A 17457-nucleotide genomic window follows, 5' to 3' on the forward strand; every position below is an offset into this window, starting at 1 on the left:
AGGACATCATACCATTTTTTATCTCACGGGATAGTTGAATATATTGGGTTCAGCGGTACGTCGGCAGAAAACCCCTGCATCCCCAAGCTGATCAGGTCGTATGATGCGCAGCGATAATCTCCCGGTCTCGCTGCCCGTCGGTTATCCCATTGGCATCGACGGACGTTCGCGGCTCTACTGCTGTCGCGGTTTACAGGAAAAGTCGGGCATGTCGCCGTGTCGGTTGTAGTTACGAATGTGCAGCAGGAAGCTGAAAACGTTCGAGCATGCGGCGAGCGTGATTCTAAGAAATGGCGATTTAGTTCGCAACCAGCATGTTGAAATCGGTTGTCTTCAGCCGTGATACCAGGTTGGCCTGGGTTTCGCACCAGATGGCGTTGACGGGGCAGTCACTTCCGAAGGGACACACACTCGGATCCACCACACATTCGTTGAGCATGATAGGCCCATCGATCGCCTCGATCACTTCGAGCAGCGTGATATCTGCTGAAGGACGTGCGAGGGAAACGCCACCACGTGCACCACGCGACGTTTGAACCACCCCGGCCACCGATAATTGGGAGACGATCTTGGCGAGAAACGAGGGCGGTATGTGTTGGTCTCGAGCGATTTGGCTGGTTGGAGCACGTCCCCCGTTGCTCAAACTGGCCAGGTACAGTACCGCGCGAACAGCGTAATCTGCCTGGCGAGTGATTTGCATGCTAACCTCCAGTATAATTCGGCCTTATTTCCTCTCAAGGGTAGGAGTTGTCCTGTTCAGGATAGTTTACTTATTGATCTCGAATTGGGCAAGTGCATTGTGTCACCGAGGCCGCATGACCTTAAGCGAGCCGTATGAGTTGCCGCGCGAGAAAGGCGTGGTATGATTGCGCCGAAACCCGATCGCAGAACTGTGAGAAACGAGGATATTCCGTGAAGGAAATAGCTGTCGTTGGCACCGGATATGTCGGCCTGGTTACCGCAGCAGGATTTGCCGACCTCGGGAATCGTGTTATCGCGCTGGATGTCGACAAGGCGAAAATCGAAGGCCTGAACAAGGGTCGTATGCCGATCTACGAACCCGGCCTGGAGGAAATGGTCGCGCGCAACGTTGCGGCGCAGCGCCTGTTTTTCGTGACGTCCTATCCGCAGGCGCTGAAAAATGCGGAGTTCGTTTTCATCGCCGTAGGTACTCCGGAGGGGGTTGATGGGGAGGCGGACCTGAAGTACGTGCGATCCGCGGCGATATCGATCGCGAAAGCAATGATTGCACCCTTGATCGTGATCAACAAATCGACGGTGCCCGTCGGCACCGGAGATTGGGTTGCGGACATCATTTCATCCGAGCAGGAAAGTCCCATCCCGTTCTCGGTCGTCTCTTGTCCGGAATTCCTGCGCGAGGGATCGGCGCTGCTGGATTTCATGAATCCTTTCCGTACGGTGTTGGGTTCGACCGATTTGGATGCCGCAGAAAAGGTGGCCCGGCTTCATTTGCCACTCCGGGCGCCGATCATGATCACCAACCTGCGCACTGCTGAAATGATCAAATATGCCTCGAATGCCTTTCTGGCCACTCGCATTTCATTTATCAACGAAATCGCCAACATCTGCGAGGAACTCGGCGCCGATGTAAAAGAAGTGGCGAGCGGAATGGGATATGACTCGCGCATCGGCCCTCATTTTCTCGATGCGGGACTCGGATACGGCGGTTCGTGTTTCCCCAAAGATGTAAAAGCCCTCGCCCACATGGCGGCCGAAAAAGGCCGTCACCCACAACTGCTGCAGGCGGTCATGGATATCAACCTCGATCGGCGCAGACTGCTCATCGAGCGAACTGAAAAGCTTTTGGATTCTGTGGATGGCAAGACGATCGGGCTGCTGGGATTGACGTTCAAACCCAACACGGACGACATTCGCGAAGCACCGGCGTTGGACCTGGCGAGGCTATTGGCGGAGAAAGGCGCAAGGATCCGCGCCTACGATCCTGAGGGCATGTCGCGGGCGAAGCAGGCAATGCCTGAGATCGAGATGGCCGAAAATGCCTACGAATTGGCTCGAGACTGTGATGCGTTGTTGGTTTGTACTGATTGGAATGAATTCAAAAACCTGGATCTCGTCCGCATTCGGGAGGTCATGCGTTGTCCCGTCATCGTCGATGGAAGAAACATCTACGATCCCAAGCAGATGGCCCAGGCCGGCTTTCACTACCGCGGCGTGGGCCGCGGCTACGGGCCGGATGGCGAACCGGAAAACTCGAGCCCCACTCGAGATTGAGAAGCAGATATGAATGCAAAGGTTGAGGCGTCTGTCCATCAGCACCGCTTGCGAAATGGCTTGACCATTCGCATGAAGGAAGTCCGCACCGCACCAATCGTAAGCGTCTGGATGTGGTATCGGGTAGGCTCGCGCGACGAACATGCAGGCTTGACGGGCGCGTCTCACTGGGTCGAGCACATGCAGTTCAAGGGTACGCCGGCGTTCCCGGCCGACGTGTTGGATCGGGAAATTTCGCGTTGCGGCGGATATTGGAACGCCATGACCTGGCTGGATTGGACCGCGTATTACGAGACCCTGCCCAGCGCCAAGCTGGATTTGGGGCTGCGGCTCGAAGCCGATCGCATGGTCAACAGTCTCTTCGAAGCGCAGCAGGTGGAATCAGAACGAACGGTGATCATATCGGAACGTCAGGGAAACGAGAACGAGCCGACCTATCGTTTGGCGGAAGAGGTACAAGCAGCGGCTTTTCGAGTTCATGCCTATCATCATGAGGTAATCGGAGATCTCGTCGATTTGAACACAATGAGCCGCGAGGATCTCTACCGGCATTATCGGCAGTATTACATACCCAGCAACGCCGTGCTGACCATCGCCGGCGATTTCCGCAGCCAGACGCTGTTGAAGAAGATCCGCGCGGAATATGGTTCCCTTCCGCGCGTGAATCCGCCGGAGCGTCTGCATCGCCCCGAGCCGGAGCAGCAGGGAGAACGTCGCGTTGAGGTTCAGGGACCTGACGAAACCGCATTCCTCCAAATCTCCTACCACGCGCCTCCGGCGGATGATCCGGACTTTTTCCCACTTACGGTCCTCGACAGCGTACTGACCGGCGCGGCGAGTCTCAATCTGTTCGGGGGCGGATTATCGAATAAAACTTCTCGGCTGTACCGGTCGTTGGTGGAAGGAGAAATCGCCGCTTCGGTGCAGGGTGGTTTGGCAGCGACGAGCGACCCGTTCCTGTATTCCATCCATGCGACCATCCGCCCTGATTGTTCTCCTGAACGTGCGCTTGAGGTCATCGATGGAGAAATCGCCCGTGTTCTGGAGGAAGCCCTCAACAAAGATGAACTATTGAAGGCTTCGAAGCAGGCTCGTGCACTTTTCGCATTCAACAGCGAAAGCGTCACGAACGTCGCCTTCTGGCTGGGGTTCAGTGAAATGTTCGCCGACTACAGCTGGTTTGCGGAATACCCTCAGCGCGTCGAGGCGGTGAGTGCGGAGGATATCCTGCGGGTCGCAGCGAAATACCTTCGGCCATCGAACCGTGTGGTCGGTATCTACCGGCCGCTGAATGGAAGAAATCATGGCTGAGATTGAAGAGTCACTGCCTCAACTCGATACACGCAGGCTGCCGGGTCCGGAAACGATTCTTCGCCGCGTGTTGTCCAACGGAATTACGGTGCTTGCGCGGGAGAACTTCACCAGCCCGTCCGTCGTTATTTCCGGCTACCTGTCTGCCGGCTCGCTCGACGAAAAGCCGGAACAGGCGGGATTGGCGTATCTAACCGCGCAGGGATTGATGCGCGGCACCACCACCCGCTCCTTTCAAGATATCTTCGAGTCGATCGAATCTATCGGTGCGCGTGTCGCCTTCGTCGGAAGAACCCACACCACGAGGATATTTGGGAAAGCGCTGGCGGAGGATTTGTCCCTGCTGCTCGATGTAATCGCCGATGTTTTACAGGATTCTGTGTATCCGGACGTCGAATTCGAGCGCTTGAAAGCTCAACATCTGACTTCGCTGGCGATACGCGATCAAGATACCCAATCACGTGCCGATATGGCTTTCGACGAACTCGCTTATCCCAACCATCCCTATCGTTTACCGACGAGTGGATATCGGGAGACCGTACAGGATTTGCGTGTGGAGGATCTACGCGAATTCCGTGCGCGACGCTACTCCCCGGAAGGAATGCTGCTCGTAATCGTGGGGGCCATCGAAGCGCAGAAGGCGGTTGCCGCCGTCTCCGATGCCCTGGAGGACTGGAAGCCTGGCACGACGTACGAACGGCCGCCTTTGGCAAAAGTCGAGAGGCCCACGAAGAAGCAGCGTAAAGACGTATATCTGGACGGAAAGAGTCAATCGGACCTTGTCATCGGTGTCGTAGGCCCCAGCCGCTATCATGAGAAATATCTTGCAGCGGCACTGGGCAACAACATCCTTGGGCGATTTGGATTATTCGGACGTCTTGGGGAAGCCGTTCGTAAAACGGCCGGATTGGCTTATTATGCCTACAGCTCACTGGCCGGAGGACTTGGTCCAGGTCCCTGGCGGGTAAATGCCGGCGTCCACCCTGCCAACATCGAGCGTACGATTCAGATCGTCACCGACGAAATACGACGCTTTTCTAGTCAACCGGTTACCCGGGAAGAACTGCATGACAATCAGGCGAATTTCATCGGCAGCTTGCCGCTGCGGATCGAATCCAACGAGGGGCTTTGCGGCGCCTTGATCTACGTCGAACGCTACGATCTCGGTTTGGATTACTACCAACGCTACCCAGATACGATCGCGGCGATCACCCGAGAGGATGTGCTGGAAGTTGCCCGTGAATTTCTCGATCCCGAGCGTCTGGTGATTGCGACTGCCGGTCCAAAAGCAGAGGCGGGCGGATGATAGCAGCGGGTGTGGATGTCATCGAGGTGGATCGACTCGATCGGGCAATCTTACGCCACGGCCAACGCTTGTTTAACCGCTTCTATACCGCACAGGAGTTGATCGACGCCCAGGGTCATACGCCGGCACTTGCGGCGCGTTTTGCTGCCAAAGAGGCGGTGGCGAAGGCGCTGGGGACCGGAATCGGCGAAGTTGGATGGAGAGAGATCGAGATCGTCAACGGCCCACAACGCAAACCGCTTCTCCATCTTCACGGACGGGCCGCTGAAGTGGCCGAGGAATTGGGATTGAATTTCTGGTCCGTTTCACTCAGCCACACACATCAACATGCGATGGCCATCGTCGTCGCCATAAAGGCGCCGGAATGATCGGCGCCCTCGGATTGGATCAGTGCAACAGCGTTCGCGCTTTCGATCGAAGCACAAATGCAGCGGCGCAGTGATCTGGGATGAGAACCTGGCGCGAGCGGACGATTTCGATATAAATATGCTCCTCGATGGATAGGCCGGAAGAACGACGCAGTAGGAAATCGCTAAATCCTCGGGAAACATCCTCCAACGCAGCGCTTTGACGAAATCATACCCGCGTGTTATACTCCTCCAAGCTCCCGCCATATGCAAGAGCATGGCGGGAACAATTCTGCCCCTTTGGGGTAATTCGCACGCTTCTCGACGAAAACGGGCGTGCCGGTCGGCCAGCCGGTTCCGTTCTCGGTGGAAGGAAGCGGAGGAAAAACGCACAGGAGGTGTACATCATGGCCGTTGTATCAATGAAGTCTCTTCTCGAGACCGGGGTCCACTTCGGGCACCGCACACGCAAGTGGAACCCTCGCATGAAGCCCTACATTTTTACCGAGCGGAATGGAATTCACATAATCGATCTGCAGCAGACACTCGAGGCGTTGACCGAGGTGTATGGGTTGGTTCGCGATCGGGTGGCCGAGGGCGACAAGGTCTTGTTCGTCGGCACCAAGCGACAGGCGCAAGAAACGATCGAACTCGAGGCAAAACGCTGCGGAATGCCCTACGTCAACGCCCGTTGGCTGGGTGGAACGCTCACCAACTGGCGGACGATCCGCAGCCGTATCGACGAACTCGAATCTCTTGAACGCCGTCGGGACGAGGGTGAATTTGAGCTGCTTACGAAGAAAGAGGCGCTCAGTCTGCACCGCAGGATCGACAAACTGGAAGGACGCCTGGGCGGCATTCGCGATATGGCCACCGTGCCCGAGCTGCTCTTCGTCGTGGACGTACGCCGCGAGGAAACTGCGATTCACGAAGCGAATCTGTTGAGTATCCCCGTGATCGCCCTGGTCGATACGAACTGCAATCCGGAAATGGTCGATTACGTCATCCCTTCGAACGACGACGCCATCCGCGCCATTAAACTGATGGTCTCCAAGATTGCCGATGCCGTTCTGGAAGGCAAGGCGCTGCGTAAGGATACCGAAGAGGAAGAAACGGAGATCCCGGAAGAGCTTGAAGCCATGGTCGCCGGAGAAGTGACCGATGAGGAATTGCTTGGCGAAGAGACTCTCGCCAAACTCAAGAGTGGTGAGTATGACGAGAGACAGGCCGAATCCGAGGCAGAAGCAGAAGAAGCCGAAGCGGATGATGTAGAGGCTGAAGAAGATGAAGAGACAGCCGAAGCCCCGACGGAAGATGCGGATGAAGATTCAGCCGATGATGACGGCGAATCCGACACAGGAGACGAAGAATAGGCATGGCAGTTACAACGGAAGTCATCAAGGAACTACGTGAAAAGACAAATGCAGGCGTACTTGCCTGTCGTAAAGCGCTGGAAGAAACCGGCGGTGATATCGAAAAAGCGGTGACCTTACTCAAAGAACAAGGAATGGCTGCAGCCGACAAGCGAGCCGACCGGGCTACGAACAACGGCGTGTTGGATCTTTACAATCATGGAGACGGTCGGGTCGGCGTTATGGTCGAGGTGAATTGCGAGACCGACTTCGTAGCGCGCACGGAAGAATTCCGGAATTTCGCCCACGAGATAGCCCTGCAAATCGCGGCCGGTTCCCCGCGTTGGCTATCGGCGGACGATGTGCCGGAAGACGTGCTCGAAGAGGAACGTGCGATCGCCAAGAAAAGGGCTGAAAACGACGGAAAGCCGGAAAAGGTGATTCCGCGTATCGTCGAAGGACGCATTGATAAATTCCTCGACGAAAATTGTCTCTTGCGGCAGTCCTACATCCGAGACGATTCAAAAACGATTGAGGAAATGCTCAAGGAAACCATTGCCTCGACCGGAGAAAATATCACCATTCGGCGCTTTGAACGCTGGACTTTGGGAGAAGAACTCGATTGATCCTCACGGGCCAACCACGGTTGGCCCGATTTTGTAATTCCCTTCGTCAAGAGGTGCATGACACATTATGAAAAAGCCTGCATACGAACGGATCCTGCTCAAACTGGGCGGGGAAGCACTTGCCGGGCCGCAAGGATTTGGGATCGACCCGCTCCGGGCAGAAGCGGTCGCAAAGCAAGTCGAGAGCGTACGTGAACAGGGCGTGGAAGTGGCCTTGGTGATTGGGGCAGGCAATCTCTGGCGCGGCCGGGAAGGTATCACGCGTGGCATGGAACGGGCCACTGCAGACTACATGGGAATGCTCGGTACGGTCATGAATTCCATGGCGTTGATGGACGCTTTGGAGCGACGGGGAATCGTCACCCGGGTGATGTCGGCGGTGGAGATGCGCGCCGTCGCCGAACCGTACATTCGTAGACGTGCCATCCGTCATCTCGAGAAGGACCGCGTCATCATTCTGGGAGGCGGCACGGGCAACCCCTATTTTTCTACCGACACGGCGGCAGCGCTGCGGGCCATGGAGATCGAGGCCGACATCCTCATCAAGGCCACGAAGGTAGACGGCGTGTATGACAAGGATCCGCAGAAAAATCCGGACGCGAAACGTTTCGATCATCTCACCTACATCGATGCATTGAACCGAAGACTTCAGGTGATGGACAGCACCGCGATCTCACTTTGCATGGATAACAAAATGCCCATCCTGGTGCTGGACATGTGGCTTACCGATACGCTGATCAAAGCTGTAAACGGCGAGTCCGTCGGGACAATTATTTCAGAATGATCGTTACCCCCAAATTATTGGACAGCATCACAAACCAATGACGTTCCATCGACGATCGATGCGAGAAGCGGCGCGGGTTGGCGGCTCACTTTCTTGTGCTCTGTGACTTGAGCCGGCGAATATCGCATTTTCAATCGTTTTACGCTATGCTTAAGTCGGCTATCGGTTTTGAATTGCTGGAGGGAGGATAATTCGCATGGTTCAGGATGAATTGAATGAAGCGAATGCCCGTATGGTGGGCGCGGTCCGGTCCTTGGAGGAGGATTTGGGCACGATTCGCACCGGCAGGGCGTCTCCTGCACTCGTGGAGAAACTATCCGTGATGTATTATGATAACCCGACTCCGCTGATGCAGTTGGCGACAATTTCAGCACCGGAACCTCGTTTACTCACGATTCGGCCGTTCGACCCCGGCAGCCTAAAAGACATCGAGCGCGCTATCATGACGTCGGACCTCGGCCTCACACCCAACAATGATGGTAAGATAATCCGACTGAACATCCCGCCGCTGACTGAAGAACGCCGCCACGATTTGGTTAAAGTCGTGCGGAATCGGACGGAGGAGGGGCGGGTGGCGGTTCGAAATGTACGGCGGGACGTACTCAACGAGCTTCGTGAATTCGAGCGGGAAAAGCTCATATCCGAAGACGAACTCAAGCGCGGCGAGGACGATTTGCAGAAGATCACCGACCGCATGATCGAGGACCTCAACGAGATCGGCTCGCGAAAGGAATCTGAAGTACTTGAAGTTTGACATGGCAAGATCGAAATCGATAATCTCACCCAAGGACGAGGAACTTCCGGAAAACGTGCCGACTCACGTGGCCATCATCATGGATGGCAATGGGCGTTGGGCGCGTGAACGCGGCTTGCCGCGCCTGGCGGGTCATCGTGCAGGCGTGGAGAACTTACGCACCGTTCTGGAAGCAAGCGTCGAATTTGACATCAAATACCTCACGATCTACGCATTCTCCACGGAAAATTGGAAACGGCCGGCGGAGGAAGTGCGCGGGTTGATCAGGATCCTGGAGGAAGTCATCGACCGGGAAGTATCCGAGCTGCATAAAAACGGTGTTCAATTGCGGCACGTCGGTAAACTCGACCGCTTGAGCCCGGAATTGCAGCGAAAGGTGATCGAGGCGATCGAACTCACGCGCGACAACAACCGCCTGGTGCTCAACGTCGCTTGGAACTACGGCGGCCGGGCAGAAATCATCCACGCCATTCAACAAATGATCGTGGATGGCGTTGCACCAGAGGACGTTGATGAAGATCTCGTCAGTCAATACCTCTACACGGCTGGCTGCCCCGATCCCGATTTGATCATCCGTACCTCCGGCGAATTGCGTGTGAGTAATTTTTTGATTTGGCAGAGCGCGTACGCAGAATGGTATATATCACCCACATATTGGCCTGATTTCGGCCGTGAAGAACTGTTGAAAGCGCTTCGCGAGTATGCCCGGCGTGAACGACGTTTCGGTCAGGTACCGACCCCTGTCTCCTCGAAATCTTAACCTGCGCCAGCGAATGGTCGTCGTCCTCGTCGCGCTGCCCGGCCTCGCCTGGGTGATCGCAGAGGGGGGCTGGCTTTACACGCTGACCTTCGCGATCATCCTCAGTCTCGCAGCCAAGGAATTCGGCTTGCTCCTGCGTACCAAAGGCCACCGCCCGGCCGTACCAATACTGATCGTCGGCGTACTGGCGTTGTCGGTCGGCCGTTACCTGTGGGGGTTGAGTGGGACGGCTCACCTGCTTGCAGTTCTCTGTCTCGCCGGTCAGGTGTGGCACGTCGTTGACTACGAGCGTGGGGCTACTTCATCCGGGACGGATTTCGCGCTAACGATGGGAGGGCTGCTCCTCTGCGGGTGGATCGGTCCGTATCTCATTTCGCTGCGGAACTTACCCGACGGGTTGTGGTGGGTTTTAATCGTGCTCCCCTGCGTCTGGACGGCGGATGGATTCGCATACGTTGTTGGGCACGCCATCGGGAAACGACCGCTGTGCCCCCGCTTGAGTCCCAGTAAAACCTGGGAAGGTTACTTTGGCGGGGTGTTGGGCGGTGCGCTTGCCGGGTACCTGCTGCCGTTGCTGTGGCGCGCCGGTTTTTCAGACACAGAGCCGGTCACGATGATAAACGGTTTGATTGTTGGTATAATTCTGGGTGTGTTGACGCCTTTGGGGGATTTAAACATCAGTATGATCAAGCGTGAATACAATGCAAAAGATACGAGCACTTTTATTCCCGGTCATGGCGGTCTGCTGGATCGCCTGGACTCCTGGTTGTGGGCTGGCATTTTAGGCTACTATATCGTTCTATTTCTTCAAAATAGCTGAGACGTCGGCTTCTTGCAGCGATGCAGGGAGTGGATCAATGAGACAGATGACCGTGCGTTGTTCAAAGAATATCTTCGTCGCGGACTTGAAATAAATTGAGTGGATACGTTCGGAATCGTAAGCGGAGTTGCGGGTAGGTGCCGGAACGCTGCATGGCGGCGGTTGGCACGTACCATACGGGGGAATTGCTGTTCGGGTTTGTTTTGCTTGCGGATGAAATATGTGCGTGCTATAATTTGCAGGCAATCTTGATTATCTAAGGCAATCCCCCCGCTGATCAAATTAGAGTAGGTTTTTTTGAACCTCATGATGTGCCCGTCCACAATCGTTTAATCGTATGGGACTTACACCCAATTTGAAGCATTACGATGGATTGATAAGTTATCTTAATCGGGGAGTTTACGCATGAATATTGCCCAATTGGAAGCCATGACCCTTGCCGACTTGCGCAGCATGTCGAAGGACCTGGAGATACCACGAGCGAGCCGGATGAAAAAGGAAGATCTCATCCTTCACATCATGCAAGCAGATGCCGAGCGCCGCGGCCTCGAGCTGCGCGGCGGGGTTCTGGAAGTGATGAACGAAGGGATGGGATTCCTGCGCGCAGACCATTATCTACCGGGGAAGAACGATATATATGTATCGCAATCCCAAATTCGCAGGTTCAGCCTTCGAACGGGGGACATGGTCATCGGCCAGGTCCGGCCGCCGAAGGATACGGAGAAATATTACGGTCTGCTGCGCGTCGAATCGATCAACGGCATGGATCCGGAAGAGGCATGGAAACGGCCGAAATTCGAAGAACTGACACCGATTTTTCCCGAAGAGCGCTTCGACCTGGAAACCGATCGGCACACGCTGGCAACGCGTATGCTGAACCTGATTGCTCCCATCGGCATGGGCCAGAGAGGCCTCATCGTTTCGCCTCCCAAAGCAGGCAAGACGACGGTTCTGAAACAGATCGCCAACGCCATCTCGCAGAACTACCACAAGGTACACTTGATGGTAGCCCTCATTGGTGAGCGGCCGGAGGAAGTAACCGACATGGACCGTTCGGTCGATGCCGAAGTGATCGCTTCCACGTTCGACGAACCGGTAAGTTCGCACGTGCGCGCGGCGGAAATGGCGCTCGCAAGAGCCAAGCGTTTGGTAGAATGTGGCAGAGACGTAGTCATCCTGCTGGACTCGATCACCAGGCTTTCCCGAGCCTACAACCTGATGGTCACACCCTCGGGCCGCACGCTTTCAGGCGGCATCGATCCAGCAGCGCTGTATCCCCCGAAACGTTTCTTCGGTGCGGCACGCAACATCGAAGAAGGGGGATCCCTGACGATCATCGCTACGTGCCTGGTGGATACGGGATCGCGCATGGACGACGTGGTTTACGAGGAGTTTAAAGGCACGGGCAACATGGAACTTCATCTATCCCGCCGGCTGCAAGAACGACGCATATTCCCCGCATTCGACATCGACCGCTCCTCGACACGCCGGGAAGAGCTGCTCCTGGGCCCGGATATCACCCAACGTGTGTGGTTGATGCGGCGCATGTTCTCCCAAATGCTGGCGCCGCCTCCCAATGGCGCCGGGTTGGACATGGGCATGGCGACCGAAGCGATTATCAACCGCATTGCACACACCGAAAACAACATGGAGTTCGTTGAAACCCTTACAGAGGACTCCTTCTAAGCATGACCGCTTCGATCCGAACGAATTTCCAGTCTTCCATGAAGGAAGCTGCGCCGATTTTGTTGGGCCTCGCCGGCACGTTTGCTGCCGTCGTGACGATATGGTTGAACATCAACGTCGCGCAAGCCGCCGTAGTGGAAACGGAAATCCCGGAAGAAGTCTACACGGAAACCACAGCGGACGACGAGCTGACCTTACCCGCTTTTAATACGCATCAAACCGACAGCGAACTCTCGCGCCGCGTCGATCCGTCCACGCAGATCTCGCAGCGCTCGCGGGTCGAGATTCTACGCTACACCGTCCAAAGCGGTGACGCGGTATTCAGTATCGCCAAAAAATACGGGATCAAACCCGAGACGCTGCTGTGGGGCAACTATGAAGTTCTCAACGACGATCCTCATTTGCTTAAACCGGGCCAGGAGTTGAACATCCTTCCGGTGGACGGCACCTATTATCAATGGAAAGAGGGTGACAAGATCGAAGCGGTCGCGGATGAATTCGGCGTCGAACCGCTTGCGATTCTGGAATGGCCGGGAAACCGTCTCGATCCGGCCGACCCGGACATCGAGCCGGGAGCATGGCTCGTCGTGCCTGGGGGATCCAGACCGCTGCGGCAGTGGCTGGTGCCGGATCCCATCCGGCCGCAGGCCGGCGTCGGATCGGCGTACGGACCAGGCGGCTGCAGCGGCGATTATTCGGGCGGCGCAGTCGGAACGGGTGGTTTCATCTGGCCGACATCGAACCACTACCTTTCCGGCAACGACTACTGGTCGGGGCATCTGGCGATCGACATCGCTGCGGGATATGGTTCAGCCATCTGGGCCGCAGACAGCGGTGTGATCGTTTTCGCCGGCTGGTCGACCGTCGGGTACGGCAACATGGTGATGATCGATCACGGCAACGGATATTTGACACTCTATGGGCACCTTGATTACGTCAGCGTCGGTTGCGGCCAAAGCGTTTATCAGGGCCAGACGATTGGCGGTGGTGGATCGACGGGCAACTCCACCGGACCTCATCTCCACTTTGAAGTCCGCTATCAAGGCGGCTTTATTAACCCCTGGTACGTTCTGCCTTAGCTGTACATAAGTTGTTCTCTTGACGATCCTCAACGGCATGGTAAGATGCCTATCGCCGAGGAGCATGTAGAGACATGACGGAAGATTCGCAACCCGAAAGCCGTTCCCCACAGAAGCCCACAGCAAGGCCAAAGCGCCGCTTCGAAATGTGGCTCGGGATCGCTCGCATTACCCTACGCGAGCCGATCAAGCGCATCGCCGGACACGTGATAATTCTGGTTATCATTGCAGCCGGCATCTGGGCGGCAAGGATGGGATTCGGTACTTTGAGCGTAGCCGCCGAGCAAGCCAGCGAGCAAGTCGAAGCGCAGCCCACGCAAGGTGTTTCTATGCCTGAAGTCGTAGAACTGCCTTTGTTCGCCGCAGGAGGTCCGCTGCTCGAGCACGAGATCACGCGCACGGCGGATATCCACACGGTCTTGCGCGATCGGCCCCGCATGGACATCGTGAAATACGTTGTGCAGTCGGGCGACACTTTGTTCGGCATCGCCGAGAAATTTGCCTTGAAACCTGAAAGCGTACTTTGGGCGAATTTCGACGTTCTGAAGGACGACCCCCACCGGCTGCAGCCTGGGCAGGAGTTGAACGTACCGCCGGTCGATGGCGTGCTTCACTCCTGGAGTACAGGTGAGGGATTGACGGCGGTGGCGACATATTACGGCGCGACGGCGCAAGACGTGATCGAATGGCCGGGCAATCATCTCGATCTGGGAATCGATCTCTCCGATCCGCCCATCGAGGCCGGGACGCTGCTCGTCATTCCGGGCGGCAAACGTGAGATCGTAACCTGGAGTGCGCCGCGCATCACGCGCAGCAACCCGGCAGTCGCCAGCATCTTGGGCCCCGGTGCGTGTGGGTCGGTGTACGACGGTCCGATTGGAACCGGCGTGTTCATCTGGCCGACGCCGCTGCACTATCTATCGGGGTACGACTACAGCTCCATCCATCCGGCCATCGACATTGCCGGCAGTACGGGTCACGCCATTTTCGCTTCCGACAGTGGGGTAGTGGTCTATTCGGGGTGGAACGATTGGGGATATGGCTACGTGATCGTGATCGACCACGGCAACGGCTGGCAGACACTGTACGCGCACCTCAGCGCCATCAATGTGGGCTGCGGGCAGGCGGTGTTCCAGGGTCAGGTGATCGGCGCGATGGGCAGCACCGGCAACAGCACGGGTTCCCACCTTCACTTCGAGATCATGCATGACGAGTACGGCAAGGTCAATCCCTGGAACTATCTGCCGTAGCTGCGCGATATTCAATCTGGAAGTTTGAAAGAAAAGCGGGGTGTCTTCCTGGGCACCCCGTCCGGTTTTTTTCTTTGGGTTCAGGCGATCGATTGCGCTCAGGATCCCGTTTTACGCTGCATGAGGTACATCGTTCGCTCGGATTCCTCGACTTCGACGCTCTCTACGATCGTGAAATATTTCCCGAAAATTTTCTCCAGGCTTTCCTTTGTATACTCCGGAAAGATATCCTCGCGCGTCGCCAGCAAGCGTTGGACCTGCGAGTCGCTCTTGGGGACGAATTCCAGAACGAGCCACGAGCCCAATTCCTGGAAGAATTTTGCCAACATCGCCAGGGGCACGTTGTTGGCGATGGCCATGTGGTGGATCAGGGCCAGAGCGAGGATCGCATCCGCGGGGCCTCGCTTGATGAATGCCTCTCGCTCCTCGTTGTTCCAACCCAGATCGGGGCTGGGATTGGTGAGATCGAGCAGCAGCGGAAGCAGGCAGCGTTCGTCGTTTGCCTTTACATTGCGGTAGTTCAACTCTACGGCCAGGGGATCGATGTCGAAAGCAAGCGTCGGAATTTGGGCGTCGCTGGCAACGCGGCTGAAATATCCGACGTTCGCACCGAGATCCCAAACGTTTTCGGGGTGGATGCGTTCGATAAAGTCCTGCACGATGCGGCGTTTGTTTTCGAGCGCCGTGGCCGTGTAATTGTGCATGCTGTCGTAATAATCACCCCATTCGGTTTTGACCGTTCCCCATTCCAACTTCTTGACCAAGCGTTCGAGGCTGTCGATCAGACCGAGAAAGGATATACGGCTCATGCGGCGTGTAACGGCCGTCTTGTCCACTGTTTTGTCGGCGTAGTGTTTCTGGCTGGCCGCGTGCAGGTGGATGTGAGAGAGCAGTCCAAAATTGAGTTTCGTGCGTACGGGAAGCAAATTGCTGGCCAGATCGAGGGGAATTCCATCGATGTAGACGCGCAGCAGCTGGTTCAAGCGGATGTCCCGCAATGCCATCAAAGCAAGGGGCGCCAGGAAGTGCTGGCAGAATTGGCGGTAAGCAGTCCAGGGCTCGCCTTCCCGGAATTGTTCGAAGGAAAGGGTGTCGATAAACAGCGGACGTCCGTCGTGGAATTGGATGTTGTAGGCACTGCAGTCTTTCAGTGACATGTCGAACTGCATCGCCCGCTTTTGAATCTCCAGAGTGGCAAGTGCCGCATCTTTGAGTTGGCCGAAACACCATTCGTAGGGATAGGATATGAAACGGAGTCGTTCGGGCCGGATGATTTTATAGGCGACGGCTGCCTCGGCCGGAGGAACGTTCACTTCCTCATGGCGCAGGAGGAGCCGGTCATTCAGCAGGGACTTGTACAAGCCCGACTCGATCAGGCGCTCGTAATCCTGGCGGTAGACTTCGTTGACCTGCCGGTAGAGTGTACCATTACGTTGGAATAAAAACCCGCTGGGATCGCGAAAGGAGGCCGCGTGTTTATGGTTGTTCGTCATCGGAGGAGACCTCTTCTTCGCTGTTCGATTTCCTGCGGAAGAAATTCTTGATCTTCCCCCAGGAGGCACGAATGGCGAACGCTCCTCCGAGCAAACCTGCGATCAGCAGCTGCAGAAGATAGCTTCCCGACCCGGGATCGAGGTAAGCCTGTTTCGTTCGCAGCAAATCGAGTAAGGTTCCTGCAATAAAAGCGGCGAGAGAATCTGTGTGGAATACGTTCATCGTGTGAATCGTTCTCCTTACTTGAATTCAGAATCCCTATTGTAAAGGGATTGTCCCCACAATGAAAGGTCAGGCTTACTACCTCTTGGACGGTGTCCTTCGACACATCGACCGAGTGATGCGCTTCACTTCTGCCGGCAGCCTTTCGATCCGATTCCGATGGGAAATTCCGTTATGGTCTACTCGTCGAGTTGAATGATTTCCGCCGCATCCTACTAGCGGGTGATTTTCAGATTTTCGCAAAAAAAGCTATATTAAGGTTCGAGCGACACGGAGGGCAATTCATGGGCGATGGACCTTGCGAAGATGAAAAGGACCGGGCGATGCGGGCTGCGCAAGCGTGGGAGATCGCAACCGAGGAAGTCCGTCGTTTCATGGTCGACAAACCTCTCGAGCCGGAGGAAGCGATCGAACCAAAGACTCCGGAATATCTCGAGGAAATGGATGCGGCTTTCGAACGAGAAGCGCAAGCGCGGGAAGAATACATCGCTGCCATGTCGGCCTGGTTCGAATGTGAGGAAGGGTCATCTTGAGCACCGAACCATGCCAGAAGGCTGCCGACGAACTGCGCCAGGCGATTAACGAGTGGGTTCGGGCTTCCGAAGCCACGCGGGAGTTCATGGTCAAGATTCCCTGGGACATCACGGATGAGCAGGACACGGTTCCGCCCGGCTACTTTGGGGAGATGCAGCAGGCCTTCGAACGGGAGAAGCGGGCGCGGGCGAAATACATCAAGGCCAACATTGCTTTGCTCGACTGCATGCAGCGACATGGTCTTCTAGATTAGATAATATCAACCCCCAATAGTTTAATATGAGTTAAACTGAATGCTATATTGATCTGGTTTGATGTTTCGAGATATCTATTCGACCGTCTCAAATAATGAGTGATTCATTGTCGTGAACGGTGTATGACGAATGAGGACGATCATGTCTATAGATACTAAAGGGCTAAAGGGATTTTTACAGCATTTGAAATGGAGTGAATTGATCGTTGTATTTCTATTCGCGGTTTCCATTGTTAGCGGAATTCTTATGGTTGATGACTATGGTCTATCGTGGGATGAATATCGGGATGTCTCTTATGGCAAGTTAGTCCTGAAGGCGTACGACGGATCAGAGGATTTTCTCAGGAATAGCACAAACCGATATTATTATGGCCCCTTTTATTGGATGCTTGTAAATCTTATCTCGGAGTTCGTCGGTTATTTTCCTATCGATATACAGGTCATCCATATCTGGAAAGTGGTAGATTTCCTTATTTTCCAAATCGGGGTTTTGGCATTTTATTATTTATGCCGCAGGTATATTTCTAGAAGTCCCGCGATATTCACGATGGCAATGCTTATGACACAGCCTCTCCTATGGGGTCATGCATTTATCAATCATAAGGACATTCCATTGATGACATTTT

Annotated in this window: 18 protein-coding genes and 1 pseudogene; 16 read left to right on the forward strand and 3 right to left on the reverse strand. The window is 55.5% G+C overall.

Annotated features, from left to right (window positions below; genetic code table 11):
• Positions 1 to 298: 298 nt before the first annotated feature.
• Positions 299 to 700, reverse strand: a complete 402-nt coding sequence (locus tag P8Z34_12800) for an Rrf2 family transcriptional regulator (protein MEJ2551554.1) — start codon at positions 698 to 700, stop codon at positions 299 to 301.
• A 212-nt stretch (positions 701 to 912) separates the two neighbouring features.
• On the opposite strand from P8Z34_12800, the gene P8Z34_12805 reads away from it, so the two are divergent.
• The 13 genes and pseudogenes from P8Z34_12805 to P8Z34_12865 all read left to right on the forward strand — a co-directional run bounded on the left by P8Z34_12805 (position 913) and on the right by P8Z34_12865 (position 14328).
• Positions 913 to 2253, forward strand: coding sequence for a UDP-glucose/GDP-mannose dehydrogenase family protein (locus tag P8Z34_12805; protein MEJ2551555.1), 1341 nt, complete (start codon positions 913 to 915; stop codon positions 2251 to 2253).
• A 9-nt stretch (positions 2254 to 2262) separates the two neighbouring features.
• Positions 2263 to 3564 (forward strand): pitrilysin family protein, encoded by a 1302-nt coding sequence (locus tag P8Z34_12810; protein MEJ2551556.1) that lies wholly within the window; start codon positions 2263 to 2265, stop codon positions 3562 to 3564.
• Positions 3557 to 4870, forward strand: a complete 1314-nt coding sequence (locus P8Z34_12815) for a pitrilysin family protein (GenBank protein ID MEJ2551557.1) — start codon at positions 3557 to 3559, stop codon at positions 4868 to 4870. Before P8Z34_12810 ends, P8Z34_12815 begins: the two co-directional genes overlap by 8 nt.
• On the forward strand, positions 4867 to 5238 hold the full coding sequence (gene acpS / locus P8Z34_12820) for a holo-ACP synthase (protein ID MEJ2551558.1): 372 nt from the start codon (positions 4867 to 4869) through the stop codon (positions 5236 to 5238). The genes P8Z34_12815 and acpS overlap by 4 nt, the downstream gene beginning before the upstream one ends.
• A 386-nt stretch (positions 5239 to 5624) precedes the next feature.
• Positions 5625 to 6347: pseudogene (gene rpsB / locus P8Z34_12825) on the forward strand (30S ribosomal protein S2).
• A gap of 245 nt (positions 6348 to 6592) precedes the next feature.
• Complete coding sequence (tsf, locus tag P8Z34_12830; protein ID MEJ2551559.1) at positions 6593 to 7195, forward strand: translation elongation factor Ts; 603 nt, start codon at positions 6593 to 6595, stop codon at positions 7193 to 7195.
• Positions 7196 to 7262: 67 nt separating this feature from the next.
• Positions 7263 to 7979: a UMP kinase gene (pyrH, locus tag P8Z34_12835; GenBank protein ID MEJ2551560.1), complete on the forward strand. Its 717-nt coding sequence runs from the start codon at positions 7263 to 7265 to the stop codon at positions 7977 to 7979.
• A gap of 196 nt (positions 7980 to 8175) precedes the next feature.
• Positions 8176 to 8733, forward strand: coding sequence for a ribosome recycling factor (gene frr / locus P8Z34_12840; protein MEJ2551561.1), 558 nt, complete (start codon positions 8176 to 8178; stop codon positions 8731 to 8733).
• Between the two features lies 1 nt (position 8734).
• Positions 8735 to 9493, forward strand: coding sequence for an isoprenyl transferase (locus P8Z34_12845; protein ID MEJ2551562.1), 759 nt, complete (start codon positions 8735 to 8737; stop codon positions 9491 to 9493).
• The gene (locus P8Z34_12850) at positions 9444 to 10313 is read left to right on the forward strand and encodes a CDP-archaeol synthase (protein ID MEJ2551563.1); all 870 of its coding nucleotides are present in this window, start codon (positions 9444 to 9446) and stop codon (positions 10311 to 10313) included. Before P8Z34_12845 ends, P8Z34_12850 begins: the two co-directional genes overlap by 50 nt.
• A gap of 405 nt (positions 10314 to 10718) precedes the next feature.
• Entirely contained in the window at positions 10719 to 11999 is a 1281-nt protein-coding gene (gene rho / locus P8Z34_12855) for a transcription termination factor Rho (GenBank protein MEJ2551564.1), read from the forward strand.
• A 2-nt stretch (positions 12000 to 12001) separates the two neighbouring features.
• Complete coding sequence (locus P8Z34_12860) at positions 12002 to 13078, forward strand: M23 family metallopeptidase (GenBank protein MEJ2551565.1); 1077 nt, start codon at positions 12002 to 12004, stop codon at positions 13076 to 13078.
• Between the two features lie 74 nt (positions 13079 to 13152).
• On the forward strand, positions 13153 to 14328 hold the full coding sequence (locus P8Z34_12865; GenBank protein MEJ2551566.1) for a M23 family metallopeptidase: 1176 nt from the start codon (positions 13153 to 13155) through the stop codon (positions 14326 to 14328).
• Between the two features lie 98 nt (positions 14329 to 14426).
• Here the strand turns inward: P8Z34_12865 and P8Z34_12870 are convergent, their stop codons facing one another.
• Both P8Z34_12870 and P8Z34_12875 read right to left on the reverse strand, forming a co-directional pair.
• Positions 14427 to 15821 carry a hypothetical protein gene (locus P8Z34_12870; GenBank protein ID MEJ2551567.1) on the reverse strand — a complete coding sequence of 465 codons (1395 nt, stop codon included), beginning with the start codon at positions 15819 to 15821 and terminating at the stop codon, positions 14427 to 14429.
• Positions 15805 to 16044, reverse strand: coding sequence for a hypothetical protein (locus tag P8Z34_12875; protein MEJ2551568.1), 240 nt, complete (start codon positions 16042 to 16044; stop codon positions 15805 to 15807). The genes P8Z34_12870 and P8Z34_12875 overlap by 17 nt, the downstream gene beginning before the upstream one ends.
• Before the next feature lie 284 nt (positions 16045 to 16328).
• Here P8Z34_12875 and P8Z34_12880 point away from each other — a divergent pair, with 284 nt between their 5' ends.
• The 3 genes from P8Z34_12880 to P8Z34_12890 form a co-directional block, all read left to right on the forward strand.
• Positions 16329 to 16577, forward strand: a complete 249-nt coding sequence (locus P8Z34_12880) for a hypothetical protein (GenBank protein MEJ2551569.1) — start codon at positions 16329 to 16331, stop codon at positions 16575 to 16577.
• Positions 16574 to 16831 carry a hypothetical protein gene (locus P8Z34_12885; GenBank protein ID MEJ2551570.1) on the forward strand — a complete coding sequence of 86 codons (258 nt, stop codon included), beginning with the start codon at positions 16574 to 16576 and terminating at the stop codon, positions 16829 to 16831. The genes P8Z34_12880 and P8Z34_12885 overlap by 4 nt, the downstream gene beginning before the upstream one ends.
• A gap of 142 nt (positions 16832 to 16973) precedes the next feature.
• Positions 16974 to 17457, forward strand: a 484-nt coding sequence (locus P8Z34_12890) for a hypothetical protein (GenBank protein MEJ2551571.1), incomplete at its 3' end; no start/stop codon positions are given.

The organism is Anaerolineales bacterium (genome assembly GCA_037382465.1).
Lineage (GTDB): Bacteria > Chloroflexota > Anaerolineae > Anaerolineales > E44-bin32 > WVZH01.